13 protein-coding genes are annotated in these 16,856 nt (G+C 70.2%); 10 read left to right on the forward strand and 3 right to left on the reverse strand.

The window, feature by feature from the left end; genetic code table 11:
- The first annotated feature begins 236 nt into the window (after positions 1-236).
- The 4 genes from ACWC91_RS13750 to serA all read left to right on the forward strand — a co-directional run bounded on the left by ACWC91_RS13750 (position 237) and on the right by serA (position 5,652).
- On the forward strand, positions 237-2,084 hold the full coding sequence (locus tag ACWC91_RS13750; protein ID WP_225079593.1) for an acetolactate synthase large subunit: 1,848 nt from the start codon (positions 237-239) through the stop codon (positions 2,082-2,084).
- Positions 2,085-2,104: 20 nt separating this feature from the next.
- Positions 2,105-2,629 (forward strand): acetolactate synthase small subunit, encoded by a 525-nt coding sequence (ilvN, locus tag ACWC91_RS13755; protein WP_225079594.1) that lies wholly within the window; start codon positions 2,105-2,107, stop codon positions 2,627-2,629.
- A 118-nt stretch (positions 2,630-2,747) separates the two neighbouring features.
- Positions 2,748-3,746: a ketol-acid reductoisomerase gene (gene ilvC / locus ACWC91_RS13760; RefSeq protein ID WP_225079595.1), complete on the forward strand. Its 999-nt coding sequence runs from the start codon at positions 2,748-2,750 to the stop codon at positions 3,744-3,746.
- Positions 3,747-4,062: 316 nt separating this feature from the next.
- Positions 4,063-5,652, forward strand: a complete 1,590-nt coding sequence (gene serA, locus ACWC91_RS13765) for a phosphoglycerate dehydrogenase (RefSeq protein WP_141358080.1) — start codon at positions 4,063-4,065, stop codon at positions 5,650-5,652.
- 106 nt (positions 5,653-5,758) lie between these two features.
- On the opposite strand, the gene ACWC91_RS13770 is transcribed toward serA, so the two are convergent.
- Entirely contained in the window at positions 5,759-7,327 is a 1,569-nt protein-coding gene (locus ACWC91_RS13770) for an MFS transporter (RefSeq protein WP_450644885.1), read from the reverse strand.
- 97 nt (positions 7,328-7,424) lie between these two features.
- Between ACWC91_RS13770 and ACWC91_RS13775 the strand changes: the two genes are divergently transcribed.
- The gene (locus ACWC91_RS13775; protein ID WP_450644883.1) at positions 7,425-8,018 is read left to right on the forward strand and encodes a TetR/AcrR family transcriptional regulator; all 594 of its coding nucleotides are present in this window, start codon (positions 7,425-7,427) and stop codon (positions 8,016-8,018) included.
- Here the strand turns inward: ACWC91_RS13775 and ACWC91_RS13780 are convergent.
- Positions 8,015-9,355 carry a PucR family transcriptional regulator gene (locus ACWC91_RS13780; protein ID WP_225079598.1) on the reverse strand — a complete coding sequence of 447 codons (1,341 nt, stop codon included), beginning with the start codon at positions 9,353-9,355 and terminating at the stop codon, positions 8,015-8,017. The genes ACWC91_RS13775 and ACWC91_RS13780 overlap by 4 nt on opposite strands.
- Before the next feature lie 165 nt (positions 9,356-9,520).
- On the opposite strand from ACWC91_RS13780, the gene ACWC91_RS13785 reads away from it, so the two are divergent.
- The 5 genes from ACWC91_RS13785 (at position 9,521) to ACWC91_RS13805 (ending at position 15,095) form a co-directional block, all read left to right on the forward strand.
- Complete coding sequence (locus ACWC91_RS13785) at positions 9,521-10,447, forward strand: proline dehydrogenase family protein (protein WP_450643525.1); 927 nt, start codon at positions 9,521-9,523, stop codon at positions 10,445-10,447.
- Between the two features lie 50 nt (positions 10,448-10,497).
- Entirely contained in the window at positions 10,498-12,138 is a 1,641-nt protein-coding gene (pruA, locus tag ACWC91_RS13790; RefSeq protein WP_450643524.1) for an L-glutamate gamma-semialdehyde dehydrogenase, read from the forward strand.
- A gap of 360 nt (positions 12,139-12,498) precedes the next feature.
- Positions 12,499-12,630 (forward strand): hypothetical protein, encoded by a 132-nt coding sequence (locus ACWC91_RS13795; RefSeq protein WP_141358068.1) that lies wholly within the window; start codon positions 12,499-12,501, stop codon positions 12,628-12,630.
- Positions 12,631-12,708: 78 nt separating this feature from the next.
- Entirely contained in the window at positions 12,709-13,752 is a 1,044-nt protein-coding gene (locus ACWC91_RS13800; protein ID WP_225079600.1) for a 3-isopropylmalate dehydrogenase, read from the forward strand.
- A gap of 254 nt (positions 13,753-14,006) precedes the next feature.
- Positions 14,007-15,095 (forward strand): branched-chain amino acid aminotransferase, encoded by a 1,089-nt coding sequence (locus ACWC91_RS13805; RefSeq protein ID WP_225079601.1) that lies wholly within the window; start codon positions 14,007-14,009, stop codon positions 15,093-15,095.
- A gap of 195 nt (positions 15,096-15,290) precedes the next feature.
- Here the strand turns inward: ACWC91_RS13805 and ACWC91_RS13810 are convergent, their stop codons facing one another.
- On the reverse strand, positions 15,291-16,727 hold the full coding sequence (locus ACWC91_RS13810) for a cytosine permease (protein WP_376502511.1): 1,437 nt from the start codon (positions 16,725-16,727) through the stop codon (positions 15,291-15,293).
- Positions 16,728-16,856 lie beyond the last annotated feature (129 nt).

A 16,856-nucleotide genomic window follows, 5' to 3' on the forward strand; every position in this document is an offset into this window, starting at 1 on the left:
GTGCGTGCCGGAGGGAGGGTCATTTCCATGCGCACCCGAATTCTCGTACTTGGACAGCGCGTCGGCTGAGCTGGGACCCACCGGACGACGATCCGGAACCCAGCTACCTCACCGGCGCGCTTCCCCTCGCTTGCCTTACGGCACGAGGGGTTTTTTGTTGCACGAGTGCCAGGCGTGCAGCGTCCGAACTCCGCCCAAACCTCGCAAAAACCCTCAGCATCGAGAAGAGAATGCCGATGACCGAGCAGGCCACCGGGGCCCCTCATCCGCAGCCGCGGCCCCGATCCGGAGGACACCCGTCCGCGCCCGAGCACGTCACGGGTGCGAAGTCCCTCATCCGCTCGCTTGAGGAGGTCGGGGTCGACACCGTATTCGGCATTCCCGGCGGCACGATCCTTCCCGCGTACGACCCGATGATGGACTCCAGCCGGGTGCGCCACGTGCTCGTCCGTCACGAACAGGGTGCGGGCCACGCGGCCACCGGTTACGCACAGGCGACCGGCAAGGTCGGCGTCTGCATGGCCACTTCGGGCCCGGGTGCCACCAACCTGGTGACGCCGATCGCCGACGCGAACATGGACTCGGTGCCGCTGGTCGCGATCACCGGTCAGGTCGTCTCCAAGGCGATCGGCACGGACGCCTTCCAGGAGGCGGACATCGTCGGCATCACGATGCCGATCACCAAGCACAGCTTCCTGGTCACCAAGGCCGAGGACATCCCGAAGACGATCGCGGAGGCGTTCCACATCGCCTCGACCGGTCGCCCCGGTCCGGTCCTCGTCGACATCCCGAAGGACGTGCTGCAGACGCAGACGACCTTCTCCTGGCCGCCGGTCATGGACCTGCCCGGCTACCGCCCGGTCACCAAGCCGCACGCCAAGCAGATCCGCGAGGCGGCCAAGCTCATCACCTCCGCGCGGCGGCCCGTGCTCTACGTCGGCGGCGGCGTCATCAAGGCCGGCGCCACCGCCGAGCTGAAGGTCCTCGCGGAACTCACCGGAGCGCCCGTCACCACCACCCTGATGGCGCTCGGCGCATTCCCCGACAGCCACCCGCTGCACGTGGGAATGCCGGGCATGCACGGTGCGGTCACCGCCGTCACCGCGCTGCAGAAGGCCGACCTGATCGTCGCCCTCGGAGCCCGCTTCGACGACCGCGTCACCGGCAAGCTGGACAGCTTCGCCCCGTACGCCAAGATCGTCCACGCCGACATCGACCCGGCCGAGATCGGCAAGAACCGCGCCGCCGACGTGCCCATCGTCGGCGACGCCCGCGAGGTCCTGGCCGACCTGATCCAGGCCGTCCAGAAGGAGCACAGCGAGGGCCACCGCGGGGACTACACCGCCTGGTGGCACGACCTCGCCCGCTGGCGCGAGACCTACCCGCTGGGCTACGAGCAGCCCGCGGACGGCTCGCTCTCCCCGCAGCAGGTCATCGAGCGCATCGGGCAGCTCGCCCCCGAGGGCACGATCTTCGCCGCGGGCGTCGGCCAGCACCAGATGTGGGCCGCGCACTTCGTCCAGTACGAGAAGCCCGCCACCTGGCTGAACTCCGGCGGCGCCGGAACCATGGGTTACGCCGTCCCGGCCGCGATGGGCGCCAAGGCCGGTCAGCCGCAGAAGACCGTCTGGGCGATCGACGGCGACGGCTGCTTCCAGATGACCAACCAGGAACTCACCACCTGCGCGCTGAACAACATCCCGATCAAGGTCGCCGTCATCAACAACGGCGCCCTCGGGATGGTCCGCCAGTGGCAGACCCTGTTCTACAACCAGCGGTACTCCAACACGGTGCTGCACTCCGGCCCCGACGACGTCAACCCGGAGGCCAGGGGCACCCGCGTCCCCGACTTCGTGAAGCTGTCGGAGGCCATGGGCTGCCACGCCATCCGCTGCGAGTCCCCGGAGGACCTCGACAAGGTCATCGAGGAGGCGAACTCCATCAACGACCGCCCGGTCGTCGTCGACTTCATCGTCCACGAGGACGCGATGGTCTGGCCGATGGTCGCGGCCGGCACCTCCAACGACGAGATCATGGCCGCCCGCGACGTCCGCCCCGACTTCGGCGACAACGAAGACGACTGACAGAGAGCTGAGTGAGAACCATGACCAAGCACACCCTCTCGGTCCTCGTCGAGAACACGCCCGGCATCCTCGCCCGGATCGCCGCGCTGTTCTCCCGCCGCGGCTTCAACATCGACTCCCTCGCGGTCGGCGTCACCGAGCACCCCGACATCTCCCGCATCACCATCGTGGTCAGCGTCGAGGACTTCCCGCTGGAGCAGGTGACCAAGCAGCTCAACAAGCTGGTCAACGTGCTGAAGATCGTCGAGCTGGAGCCGTCGCAGGCCGTGCAGCGCGAACTCGTCCTCGTGAAGGTGCGCGCCGACAACGAGACGCGCTCCCAGATCGTCGAGATCGTCCAGCTGTTCCGCGCCAAGACCGTCGACGTCTCCCCGGAGGCGGTGACCATCGAGGCCACCGGTTCGAGCGACAAGCTCTCGGCCATGCTCAGGATGCTGGAGCCGTTCGGCATCAAGGAGCTGGTCCAGTCCGGGACGATCGCGATCGGGCGCGGCGCCCGCTCGATCACCGACCGGTCGCTGCGCGCCCTGGACCGTTCCGCATGATCCGGGTCCGGGCGGTCGGGTGACACCGGCCGCCCGGATACCGAGACTCCGAGACCTACCGTCCCCCCACCGGCATACGGTGGGAAGCAGAAACTGCACACCAAGGAGAGAACCCAAAGTGGCCGAGCTGTTCTACGACGCTGACGCCGACCTGTCCATCATCCAGGGCCGCAAGGTCGCGGTCATCGGCTACGGCAGCCAGGGCCACGCCCACGCCCTGTCGCTGCGCGACTCCGGTGTCGACGTCCGGGTCGGTCTGCACGAGGGCTCCAAGTCCAAGGCCAAGGCCGAGGAGCAGGGCCTGCGCGTGGTCACCCCGGCGGAGGCCACCGCGGAGGCCGACGTCATCATGATCCTGGTGCCGGACCCGATCCAGGCCCAGGTCTACGAGGAGTCCATCGCCCCGAACCTGAAGGACGGCGACGCGCTGTTCTTCGGCCACGGCCTCAACATCCGCTTCGGCTTCATCAAGCCCCCGGCCGGCGTGGACGTCTGCATGGTCGCCCCGAAGGGCCCGGGCCACCTGGTGCGCCGCCAGTACGAGGAGGGCCGCGGCGTTCCCTGCATCGTCGCCGTCGAGCAGGACGCCTCGGGCGACGCCTTCGCGCTGGCCCTGTCGTACGCCAAGGGCATCGGCGGCACTCGCGCGGGCGTCATCAAGACGACCTTCACCGAGGAGACCGAGACCGACCTGTTCGGTGAGCAGGCCGTCCTGTGCGGTGGCACCGCGGCGCTGGTGAAGGCCGGCTTCGAGACCCTGGTCGAGGCGGGCTACCAGCCGGAGATCGCCTACTTCGAGTGCCTGCACGAGCTGAAGCTGATCGTCGACCTCATGTACGAGGGCGGCCTGGAGAAGATGCGCTGGTCGATCTCCGAGACCGCCGAGTGGGGCGACTACGTCACCGGCCCGCGCATCATCACCGACGCCACCAAGGCCGAGATGAAGAAGGTCCTCGCCGAGATCCAGGACGGCTCCTTCGCGCGCACCTGGATGGACGAGTACCACGGCGGTCTGAAGAAGTACAACGAGTACAAGAAGCAGGACTCCGAGCACCTGCTGGAGACCACCGGCAAGGAGCTGCGCAAGCTGATGAGCTGGGTGAACGAGGAGGCGTGAGCCTCGTGCCGAAGGGGCCGGAGCGGTACCGCTCCGGCCCCTTCGGCGAGCCCGGGCCACGCCGCCGGTCCGTGGCCGGTCCGCGGTGTTGTCCCGCCCGTCCAGCCACGGACGGGTGATCCTTCCGCAGTGGCGCAATACGATGCAGGCGGCGCCATTACACTTCTGAACTACAACGCGTCAGGCCCACAGCGTCGTGCGTCTTCCACGCGGCTAGCCCCCTCCTCCGCCTGCGGCCGTCGGGACACGGCCGTCCGCATGCTCCCCCCTAGCTTTTCAAGGCATGGGAGGTGCCCCCAGATCTGTGAGGACTCACGTGAGCTCGAAACCCGTCGTACTCATTGCTGAAGAGCTGTCGCCCGCGACCGTCGACGCGCTCGGCCCGGACTTCGAGATCCGGCACTGCAACGGCGCCGACCGGGCCGAACTGCTCCCCGCCATCGCCGACGTGGACGCGATCCTGATCCGCTCGGCGACCAAGGTCGACGCCGAGGCCGTCGCCGCGGCGAACAAGCTCAAGGTCGTCGCACGAGCCGGCGTCGGCCTGGACAACGTCGACGTCTCCGCCGCCACCAAGGCCGGCGTGATGGTCGTCAACGCCCCGACCTCCAACATCGTGACCGCCGCGGAGCTGGCCTGCGGTCTGCTCCTCGCCACCGCCCGCAACATCCCGCAGGCCAACGCCGCGTTGAAGAACGGCGAGTGGAAGCGCAGCAAGTACACCGGCGTGGAACTCGCCGAGAAGACCCTCGGTGTCGTCGGCCTCGGCCGCATCGGCGCCCTGGTCGCCCAGCGCATGTCGGCCTTCGGCATGAAGGTCGTCGCCTACGACCCGTACGTGCAGCCCGCGCGGGCCGCGCAGATGGGCGTCAAGGTGCTGACGCTGGACGAGCTGCTCGAGGTCTCCGACTTCATCACCGTGCACCTGCCCAAGACGCCCGAGACCCTCGGCCTGATCGGCGAGGAGGCGCTGCACAAGGTCAAGCCGGGCGTGCGCATCGTCAACGCCGCGCGCGGCGGGATCGTCGACGAGGAGGCGCTGTACTCGGCCCTCAAGGAGGGCCGCGTGGCGGGCGCCGGTCTGGACGTGTACGCCAAGGAGCCGTGCACGGACTCGCCGCTGTTCGAGTTCGACCAGGTCGTGTCCACCCCGCACCTGGGCGCCTCCACCGACGAGGCCCAGGAGAAGGCCGGCATCGCCGTCGCCAGGTCCGTCCGCCTCGCCCTCGCCGGTGAACTCGTCCCGGACGCGGTGAACGTCCAGGGCGGCGTCATCGCCCAGGACGTCAAGCCGGGCCTGCCGCTCGCCGAGCGCCTCGGCCGCATCTTCACCGCGCTCGCGGGCGAGGTCGCGGTCCGCCTCGACGTCGAGGTGTACGGCGAGATCACCCAGCACGACGTGAAGGTGCTGGAGCTCTCCGCGCTCAAGGGCGTCTTCGAGGACGTCGTCGATGAGACGGTGTCCTACGTCAACGCGCCGCTGTTCGCCCAGGAGCGGGGTGTGGAGGTGCGCCTGACCACCAGCTCGGAGTCGGCCGACCACCGCAACGTCGTCACCGTGCGCGGCACGCTCGCGGACGGCGAGGAGGTCTCCGTCTCCGGCACGCTGGCCGGCCCCAAGCACCTCCAGAAGATCGTCGCGGTCGGTGAGTACGACGTCGACCTCGCGCTCGCCGACCACATGGTCGTCCTGCGCTACGAGGACCGCCCCGGCGTCGTCGGCACCGTCGGCCGCGTCATCGGCGAGGCCGGCATCAACATCGCCGGTATGCAGGTCGCCCGCGCGGTCGCGGGCGGGGAGGCGCTGGCGGTGCTGACGGTCGACGACACGGTGCCCTCCGGGGTGCTTGCGGAGGTTGCCGAGGAGATCGGGGCGACGTCGGCCCGCTCGGTGAACCTGGTCTGAGGTCGCCGTCCCGGGGGCTGCGCCCCGGACCCCGCTTCGGCCCGAACGGCCTCGTCCACGAAAACGCCGGACGGACTCCAGGAGTCCGTCCGGCGTTTTCGTGTTCTCAGGCCGCGGCCTTCGACGGCTGCGTCTCCGTGACCGGCGCCGCCGTTTCCCGGACGTGGATCCGGCGCAGTGTCGTCGCCGCACCGGCCGCCGCGAGGAGCAGGACCGCCGCCCCGGTGAGCGCCGCGCCGTGCATCCCGCTGGTGAAGGCTTCCCGGGCGGCGGTGGCCAGGGCGTCTCCCGCGCGCCCCGGCACCTGCCGGGCGACGGCCAGCGCGCCACCCAGCGTCTCGTGTGCCGTCGCCGGGGCGGAGGACGGGATGCCGTGGCGGTAGATCGCCGTGCCGATCGAGCCGAGGACCGCCATGCCCAGGGCGCCGCCGAACTCCGCGCCGGTCTCCAGCAGCGAGGAGGCCGCGCCCGCCTTCTCCACCGGGGCCGCGCTCAGCGCCAGGTCGGTCATCTGGGACAGCACCGTCACGATGCCGGAGGCGAGGACGCCGCTCGCGACCAGCAGCAGCCAGAGCGAGTCCGTGCCGGCCAGGGCCAGCATGCCGTAGCCCACCGCGGCGATCGCGAAGCCCGCCGTCACGACGTAGGCCCGGTTGACGCCCTTCTGGACCAGCGCGGCGGCCGCCGGCGCGGCCATCCCGATCGGCACGGACGGCAGCAGCGCCCACAGGGCCGCCTCCATCGCGCTCTTGCCGAGCACCGACTGGAGGTACTGCGTGGTGAAGAACGCCGAGCCCAACATCGCGAAGGACGAGACGAGGTTGAGGACCACCGCGGGTGCGAAGCCCCGGCCGCGGAACAGGACCGGCGAGATCATCGGCGAGGCGGCCGTGCGCTGGCGGCGGACGAAGAGGACGGCGAAGAGCAGGCCGACGGCGACGGAGACGACGTACAGCGGGTGCGCGCCCTCGGACGGGATCTTCTTCAGGCCGTAGATCACGGGGAGCACCGCCGCCATGGACAGCGGCACGCTCAGCAGGTCGAAGCGGCCCGGCTCGGAGCTCTTCGACTCGGGGAGCAGGAACGGGCCGAGCGCCAGCAGCAGCGCCATCGCGGGCAGGTTGACCAGGAACACCGAGCCCCACCAGAAGAACTGGACCAGCACCCCGCTCAGCACGGATCCGAGCGCGATCCCGGCGGTCATCACGCCGGACCAGACACCGATGGCCTTCGCGCGCTGGGCGGGGTCGGTGAACATCGTGCGGACCAGCGCCATCGTGGACGGCATCAGGGTCGCCCCGCCGATGCCGAGGATCGCGCGGGCGGCGATCAGGGTCTCGGCGCTGTCCGCGTACGCCGCCACCAGGGAGGCGGCCCCGAAGGCGGCGGCGCCGATCAGCAGCAGCTTGCGGCGGCCGATCCGGTCGCCGAGCGAGCCCATCGTCATCAGCAGGCCGGCCAGGACGAAGGCGTAGATGTCGAAGATCCACAGCTGCTGGGTGCCGCTCGGCTCCAGGTCCGCGCTGATCGCCGGGATGGCGAAGTACAGGACCGAGACGTCCATCGAGACCAGCAGCAGCGGCAGCATCAGCACGCCGAGAGCGGTCCATTCGCGCCGCCCGGCACGCGGCGGGTTCGCGGGCGGGGTCGTGGTGGTGCTCGTCGAGTTCGTCATGCCCCGTACTGTACGAGCGTCTTAAACGCTTGTCTAGAACGCTTGTGTAAGTCGCTTGTCTAGGACGGTTGTATGAATCACGGGTAGGGTGGCGGTCATGGGACACCGTGAGGATCTGCTCGGGGGCGCCAAGCGCTGCCTGCTGCAGAAGGGCTTCGTGCGCACGACCGCGCGTGACATCGTCAAGGAGTCGGGGACCAACCTCGCCTCGATCGGCTACCACTACGGCTCGAAGGACGCGCTGCTGGTCCAGGCGTACGTCTCGCTCATCGAGGAGATGGGGGACCGCTTCGAACCCGGCTGGGGAGCGGGCGGCACGACGCAGGCGCCGGCCGGCTCACTGGAGCGCTTCCGGGAGGTGTGGGCGAACATCATCCGGTCGATGCCCGAGTCGCGGGCGGTCTGGCTGATCAGCTTCGAACTCATCCTCCAGGGCGACCGGCTTCCCGAGGTGCGCAAGATGCTGGTGGAGGCGCAGTCGCAGGGCCGCTCGGGACTGCTGCCCCTGTTCAACGGCCTCCCCGAAGCCGAGCAGAGCGAGGAGGTCGTCGACACCGAGGGCCGCCTCTACCAGACGCTCCTCCAGGGCCTGATGGTCCAGTGGCTCTTCGACCCCGACTCCGCGACCGACGCCGGCCAGCTCACCGAGGGGCTGCGCCGGGTGATCGCGGGGACCGAGCGGGACGCCTAGAGCCGCGCCGCCTTGAGGGCCATGTGCAGCAGCAGCCGGTCCTCGCCGTCGTCCAGGTCGAGGCCCGTCAGCTGCTCCACCCGGGACAGGCGGTAGTACAGGGTCTGGCGGTGGATGCCCAGCTCGGCAGCGGTGCGCCCGGCCTGTCCCGCGCAGTCGAGGTAGACCTCGGCGGTGCGGGCCAGCTCCCGGTGGGCGGGGGAGAGCAGCCCGTGCAGGGCGGGGTCGTGCGCGGCCTCCGGCGGCAGCCCGGTGAGCAGCCGGTACGGTCCGATGGCCGCCCACCGCGCGACCGGCCCCAGCCGCGGCTCCGCCAGCGCGGCCCGCGCCGCCGCCGAGGCCTCCGCCCACGCGGTCCCCAGCTCATCGAGCCCCGTCCGTGCCGCGGCGATCCCCGCGGCCACCCCGACGCCGCCCGCGGTGCTCCGGCCCGGGCCGCCGTCCCGTCCGGTCGTTCCGTTCGTTCCGTCCTGGGCGGAGGCTCCTCCGGCCCCGGTGCCGGAGCGGCCCGCGCCGCCGGCCCCCGGCGCGCCCGCCCGCTCCAGCAGGCGGGTCGCCGCCGACACCGCCGGTGTCAGGGTGTCCGTGGAACGCAGGCCGACCAGCAGTACCAGGCTCTGACCGGTCTCCCCCAGCGCCTTGAGGGCGGGGGAGGTGCCCCCGCCCCAGGGGATCACGCACAGGGCCCTGGCACCCGGCAGGGTGCGCACCGAGGGGGCGTCGTCCGGGTCCGCCGACGGCCAGGGGGCCACGCACACCACCGTGTGCGGTCCGTCCGCGCGGGCCCCGAGGGCCGTCCTCAGCTCCGCCACCGCCATGTCCCGCGGCCAGCCCGGTTCGGCGGTCAGCACCGCCCGCAGCTCCCGGGTGAGGTCCGCGCCGTGCTGGGCCTCGTCCGCCAGCAGCGCGCCGATCCGCCCGGTCACCAGCATGGCCGCGGCCAGCTGCCGATCGGTGGGCCCGGGGTCGTAGTCCAGGAGCCAGACGTAGCCGAGGACGACACCCCGATGGCGGACCGGAAGGCAGATCCGTCCCCGGTACACGCCTGCCTCAGGGGTCCGCGGGATCCGCACCGGACCGGTCGCCCGGGTGATGCCGAAGCCCTCGAACCAGTGGCGGACGGCCGCCGTGGAGCGGCGGGTCAGGATCGAGCGGGTGCGCACCGGGTCCAGGGCGGACGGATCCAGGTCGCCCTCGCTGTCGTAGGCGCCGAAGGCGATCAGCTCGAAGTTCCGGTTCTCCAGGGTGGCCGGCGCGCCGAGCAGTTCCGAGATCTCGTCGACCAGCTCCTGGTAGTCGCCCTTGTAACTGGATGTCACTCGGGCATTCTCCCGCATTTCCGCGTGGCCTTCATACATCTGTCTGAGATCACGTGCGCGGATGCGTGACAGCTGTCGATGGCCGACGATCTGAGGAAACCTTTACTTTCACGGTGGTTCTCCGTGCCGCCCCCGAACCGTCGGGCTGCGGCCTTGTGTTGCTTGTTCGTGTGGAGGTTCCCCGTGCTGGGTCCCGTGATTCTCGCCGCGTCGCGCAGCGACCGGATGCGACGCCTGGTCTCGGCGGCCCCGGGGACGAAGCAGGTCGTCGACCGCTTCATCCCGGGCGAGACCGTGGGCGACATCGTCCCGATCATCGAGGACCTCACCGGCAGGGGCCTGGAACTGACCATGGACGTGGTCGGTGAGGACATCACCACTCCCGAGCAGGCCGCCGCCGCGCGGGACGCGTACCTGGAGCTGATCGACCGGATCAAGGACCTGGAGCTCGGTCCGAAGGTCGAGATGTCCGTGAAGCTGTCCATGTTCGGCCAGGCCCTGGAGCACGGCCACGAGCTGGCGCTGAAGAACGTCCGCCCGGTCGTCGAGGCCGCCGCCGCCATCGGCACGACGGTCACCCTGGACGCCGAGGACCACACCACCCTTGACTCGATGTTCGCCATCCACGAGGAGCTGCGGAAGGACTTCCCGCAGACCGGCTGCGTCATCCAGGCCTACCTCTTCCGCACCGAGGCCGACGCCCGCCGCCTCGCCGCGAACGGCAGCCGGGTCCGCCTGGTGAAGGGCGCCTACAAGGAGCCCGCCGAGGTCGCCTACCAGAACAAGCACGAGATCGACAAGGCGTACGTCCGCATCCTGCGCGTGCTGATGCAGGGCGACGGATACCCGATGATCGGCTCCCACGACCCGCGCCTGATCTCGATCGGGCAGGAACTGGCCCGCACCGCCGGCCGGAAGCTCGACGAGTACGAGTTCCAGATGCTGTACGGCATCCGCGGCGACGAGCACCTGCGCCTGGCCGCCGAGGGGCACCGCATGCGCGTCTACACCGCCTTCGGCACCGACTGGTACGGCTACTTCATGCGCCGCCTCGCGGAGAAGCCGGCCAACCTGCGCTTCTTCCTCCGGAGCATGGTCAGCAAGGGCTGAGCCTCCGCACCCCGCTCGCAACACCGCTCAAGTCAAGGAGTTCGGAACCCATGGACGCTGTGACCCAGGTCCCCACGCCCGTCAACGAGCCGGTGCACGGCTACGCCCCCGGCTCGCCCGAGCGCGCCCGCCTGGAGGCCAAGCTCAAGGAGCTGGCCGAGAACCCGATCGACCTGCCCTGCACCATCGACGGTGTCAAGCGCATGGGCGGGGGCGAGTCCTTCGAGGTCGTCCAGCCGCACAACCACAAGGCCGTCATCGGCACCTACCGCAACGCCACGAAGGCCGACGCGCAGGAGGCCATCGACGCCGCTCTCGCCGCGGCCCCGGCCTGGCGCGCGATGTCCTTCGACGACCGCGCCGCGATCATCCTGCGCGCCGCCGAGCTGCTGTCCGGCCCGTGGCGCGAGACGATCGCCGCCTCCACGATGCTCGGCCAGTCCAAGACCGCGCAGCAGGCCGAGATCGACAGCCCCTGCGAGCTGGTGGACTTCTGGCGCTTCAACGTCCACTACGCCCGCCAGATCCTCGCCGAGCAGCCCCCGGCCAACTCCCCGGGCGTGTGGAACCGCATGGACCACCGTCCGCTGGAGGGCTTCGTCTACGCGATCACGCCGTTCAACTTCTCGGCGATCGCGGCCAACCTGCCCACCGCGCCGGCCCTCATGGGCAACGTGGTGATCTGGAAGCCGTCCCCGACCCAGACGCACGCCGCCGTGCTGCTCATGAAGCTGCTGGAGGAGGCGGGTCTGCCCAAGGGCGTCATCAACCTCCTCACCGGTGACGGCCTCGAGGTCTCCGAGGTCGCCCTGAACCACCGCGACCTGGCCGGCATCCACTTCACCGGTTCGACCAAGACCTTCCAGTACCTGTGGAAGACGGTCGGCAACAACATCGAGAAGTACCGCGCCTACCCGCGCCTGGTCGGCGAGACCGGCGGCAAGGACTTCGTGGTGGCCCACCCGTCGGCCGACCGCGCGGTGCTGAAGACCGCGCTGACCCGCGGTGCCTTCGAGTACCAGGGCCAGAAGTGCAGCGCCACCTCCCGCGCCTACATCCCGGCGTCGATCTGGAACTCCGGCTTCAAGGAGGAGTTCGCCGCCGAGGTCGACTCCCTGACCATGGGTGACGTCACCGACCTGTCGCACTTCATCGGCGCGGTCATCGACGACCGCTCCTTCGCGAAGAACAAGGCGGCGATCGACCGGGCCCAGGAGGACCCGTCCTGCACGATCGTCGCGGGCGGCACCTACGACGACTCGGTCGGCTACTTCGTCCGCCCGACCGTCATCGAGTGCACCGACCCGGAGAACGAGGTCTTCACGACCGAGTACTTCGGCCCGATCCTCGCGGTCCACGTGTACGACGACAGCTCGGCCGAGGCCTACGACGAGATGCTGACCCAGATGGAGTCGATGTCGGACTACGCCCTGACCGGCTCGGTCATCGCCGGCGACCGCGCCGCCGCGGCCTACACGATGGAGAAGCTGCGCTACGCGGCCGGCAACTTCTACATCAACGACAAGTCGACCGGCGCCGTGGTCGGCCAGCAGCCCTTCGGCGGCGGCCGCGCCTCCGGCACCAACGACAAGGCGGGCGCCCCGCAGAACCTGATGCGCTGGACCCTGACCCGCGCCATCAAGGAGACCCTGGTCGCGCCGACCGACTACACCTACCCGCACATGGGCTGACGCTCGCGCGGCACCCACTGAACCCCGCCCCCGCCCCGGAAGCACCCCTCCGGACCGGGGGCGGAGCCATTTGGGTCAGAGGGAAAGCGCAGGTCAGGTGGGTGTGACCCAATCCTCCGTCTCAGATAGTAGGAAGTCCGAGTAATTGTGGAGACAGACGCCCGGTCCTCACTTAGCTTTGTAGGAACCGAGCGTCTCGCTTGATCCAGCGAATGGCGGTCGTGAGCCGGGCCCGTGCAGGTCACCCCTGCGGCAGGCTTTCCGCCCCTTCCGGGGGCGCCGCCCACGCCCATTAGGCAGTGGGGGAGTCTCGTCAGTCTTCTTTTCCGTACTCCATGCTGCTCGAAGGAGTCGATTCCCATGCCCGAGACGACCGTCCGCCGCCGCGTCCGCCACATCCCGCGCACCAGCGAGTCCGACCGCAAGAACGCCGCCGCCGCCCTCCAGCGCGCCCTCGACCGCCGCGACAACGGCGGCCAGACGGGTCACTGAGGTCCGGGAGCCCCCCCCGGGGTGTCCGGATCGCGGACGCTCCATGTCAGCTCATGGGACGAGGAGTAGGGTGCCCGCATGTCTCGCAGCATCGATCTCGCAGTGATCCCCGGTGACGGAATCGGCCAGGAAGTCGTGGCCGAGGGCCTGAAGGTCCTGTCCGCCGCCCTACCGCAGGATGTGAAGCTGGAGACCAAGGAGTACGACTTCGGCGCCCGGCGTTACCACGCCACCGGGGAGACCCTCACCGACGCCGACCTGGAGCAGCTGGGGCGGCACGACGCCATCCTGCTCGGCGCCATCGGCGACCCGTCGGTGCCCTCCGGCGTCCTGGAGCGCGGCTTCCTGCTCAAGCTCCGCTTCGCCTTCGACCACCACGTCAACCTGCGCCCGAGCAAGCTCCTGCCCGGAGTCGCCACCCCGCTCGCGGGCGACCCGCAGATCGACTTCGTCGTCGTCCGTGAGGGCACCGAGGGCCCGTACACGGGCAACGGCGGCACCATCCGCAAGGGCACCGAGCACGAGGTCGCCACCGAGGTCTCCGTCAACACGGCCTTCGGTGTCGAGCGCGTGGTCCGCGACGCCTTCGCCCGCGCCCAGGCCCGCCCGCGCAAGAAGCTCACGCTGGTCCACAAGAACAACGTGCTGACCTTCGCGGGCCACCTGTGGACGAACATCTTCAACAAGGTGGCCGAGGAGTACCCCGAGGTCACCACCGAGTACATCCACGTCGACGCGGCCACCATCTACCTGGTGACCCAGCCCGAGCGGTTCGACGTGATCGTCACCGACAACCTCTTCGGCGACATCATCACCGACCTCGCCGCGGCCGTCTCCGGCGGCATCGGCGTCGCCGCCTCCGGCAACATCAACCCGGGCGGCGAGTTCCCGTCCATGTTCGAGCCGGTCCACGGCTCGGCCCCGGACATCGCAGGTCAGGGCAAGGCCGACCCCACCGCCACGGTCCTGTCCGTCGCCCTGCTGCTGCGCCACCTCGGCTACGAGTCCGAGGCGACCCGGATCGAGGACGCCGTCTCCGCCGACCTCGCGGAGCGCGGCGCGCTGCCCGCGCGTTCCACCGCCGAGATCGGCGACGCGCTCCGCGTACGAGTAGCGGGCTGACCCGGCCGAGCCACTCGAAAACTTCGAAGCCGTCGGGTCGCATCCGCGCCCGGCGGCTTCCCCCTGTCCGCCGCCGGGTGCCACCATCAGTCCCTGGGCCGCATTCACCCCGTTTTCTTCCGCCGTCGGCTCCGCGCGATAATCGAACGCGGAGCCGCGGTATGAGGGAATGCTCGGACGTCCTAGCACAGGCCATCCGGCCGTACGGGCGTGAGCGCGGCCTGTCACAACAACTCGGTGAAGGACACTCACTCATGACGACGCCCACGATCGAGCTCAAGCCTTCGGCCAATCCGCTCTCCGACGCGGAGCGGGAGGCGATCCTGGCCAACCCCGGATTCGGCCGCCACTTCACCGACCACATGGTGACGATCAGGTGGACGGAGGGCCGGGGCTGGCACGACGGCCAGCTCGTTCCGTACGCGCCGATCTCCCTCGACCCCGCCACGCACGTCCTGCACTACGCGCAGGAGATCTTCGAAGGCCTGAAGGCCTACCGCCAGCCCGACGGCTCGGTCGCCACGTTCCGCCCGGAGAAGAACGCCAAGCGCTTCCAGGCGTCCTCCCGCCGCCTGGCCATGCCCGAGCTGCCCGTCGAGACGTTCATCGAAGCCTGCGACGTCCTCGTCCGGCAGGACAAGGCGTGGGTCCCGGCGCACGGCGGCGAGGAGTCCCTGTACCTGCGCCCGTTCATGATCGCCACCGAGGTCGGGCTGGGCGTCAAGCCCGCCAACGAGTACCTGTTCCTCGTGATCGCCTCCCCGGCCGGCGCGTACTTCCCGGGCGGTGTGAAGCCGGTCTCCATCTGGGCCTCCGAGGACCGCGTCCGCGCGGTCCCCGGCGGTATGGGCGACGCCAAGACGGGCGGCAACTACGCGGCCTCCCTGCTCGCCCAGGCCGAGGCCGCCGCCGAGGGCTGCGACCAGGTCTGCTACCTCGACGCCGTGGAGCACAAGTGGGTCGAGGAACTCGGCGGCATGAACCTGTACTTCGTGTACGGCGACAAGATCGTCACCCCGTCCCTGAGCGGTTCGATCCTGGAGGGGGTCACCCGTGACTCGCTGCTGCAGGTCGCCCGCGACCTCGGCTACGAGTCCGAGGAGGCCCGCGTCTCCATCGACCAGTGGCAGCGCGACTCCGAGAACGGCACGCTGACGGAGGTCTTCGCCTGCGGCACGGCCGCCGTCATCACCCCCGTCGGCACCGTCAAGCGCGCGGGCGCGGAATGGAAGCAGTCGGGCGGCGAGCCCGGCGAGGTCACGATGAAGCTGCGCCGGGCCCTGCTGGACGTCCAGCGCGGCGTCACCGAGGACAAGCACGACTGGATGCACGCGCTGGCGTAGGCGCCCGCCCGGTTCCTTCGCCTCACCGGCCGCTCCCGCTCACCTTCTCCCGTTCCCCGTCCGCCGTTCGCCGGCTTCGCGAACCGGCGGGCGGGGAACGTCCGTTGGTGGCGTGCTTCCCGGTCCCTTCCGGCAGGGCCCGGTGCTGCGACCGGAAAGGTCCCCGCGAGCCGGTGAACCTGTCCGGTCACAGCGCTAGAGCCGGGTCTCGGCGTGGGCCGGTTCCTTCGCGGTCCCGAGGCGGGCCGACGGCTGGGGCCGCGGGGCGAGCAGCAGACAGACCAGGCCGCCGACGGCTCCCGACAGAAGGAAGCTGCAGTCCACGCCGCCGGTCAGGGACAGCAGCGGTCCCTCGTACGAGGGCAGGGACACCGCCAGCAGGCCGACGCCGGCGCCCACCGCCCACGAGACGGTCGCCTGGACGTTCCAGCCGGACCGGTACCAGTAGACGCCGCCCCGGGAGCGCCGGTTGAAGACCTGGAGGGCGTCGGCGTCGTACACCCCGCGGCAGCGGGCGAAGCCGATGAGGGTGATGACCGCCCACGGGGTGCCGATCGCGGTGAGCAGGAGGACGAAGGAGGTCATCGCCGACTGCGCGTCCCAGGCGAAGTGGCCGGCGAGGACGCAGGCCGTGGCGACCACGGCGACCGTGTAGGTGGCGCGGGCGCGGGAGGCGCGCGGCAGGATGGCGTCCAGGTCGAGACCCATGGAGTACAGCATCAGACCCGCGTTGCCGACCGAGCCCGCGGAGGCGGACAGCAGCAGCGGGATCAGGTACCAGGTGGGGGAGGCGTCCACCAGCGGCCCGGCGTAGTCGAGGGCGGCGCGGGCGCCGAAGGCCGTGAAGGTGCCGAACAACTGCGGGACCAGCAGGCCGAGGATCAGGCCCAGCCAGGTGGCGCGCAGCACCCGGCGGGAGGAGTACCGGGTGGGGGAGATGTAGCGGGTGTAGTCGCCGAGGAGGGTGATGAAGGCGATCGGACCGGACAGCCCGGCGGCCACCGTCGCGAGGAACCACGTCGGCCAGAAGCCGCCCAGCAGATAGCCGCCGGCCTCCGGCAGCGCGGCTGTGGTGAAGTGCGGGGCGTAGGCGATCACGCCGAGGACCAGCAGGGCGGTCATGCCGATCGCGAGCACGCGGGACATGGCGAGCAGCACCCGGTAGCCGTACACCGCGCCCGTGACGGTCGCCGCGGCGAGCAGGGTGTAGACGACGCCGTACGAGGCCGCGCTCGGCGTCAGACCGAACAGCCGGTGCAGGACGGAGACCATCACGTCGCCGCCGATCCACACGGTCAGGGCGGTGTAGCCGAGGGCGAGCAGCAGCCCGACCACCGAGCCGACCAGCCGGCCGCGCACGCCGAACTGGGCGCCGGACGAGGTCGACAGGTTGGTGCCGGTGCGCAGGGAGACCAGCGCCAGCGGGGCCGTGAACAGCGTGCCGACCACCGTGCCCACCACGATCGAGCTGAGCGAGGCCCACCAGCCGAGCCCGAACGACGGCGGCAGCCAGCCGAAGATGATCACGCCGAGACACAGGTTGGACCCCAGCAGGATCGACACCAGATCGCGCGGACCACTGGTCCGTTCCGCTTCGGGGATGGTGTCGACTCCGTGCTGTTCTATCGGCATGGCAGGTCTCCTTCGACGGCCGCCTGAGAGTTAGAGCGACGTTCAATGTGACGGCTGAGACGGTCAGCAGTCAACGGTTCCTTTCTCTGAATTTCACGTTTAGAGTGTTGCTCTAATTTGGCCACCAAG

Source organism: Streptomyces sp. NPDC001204 (assembly GCF_053598035.1).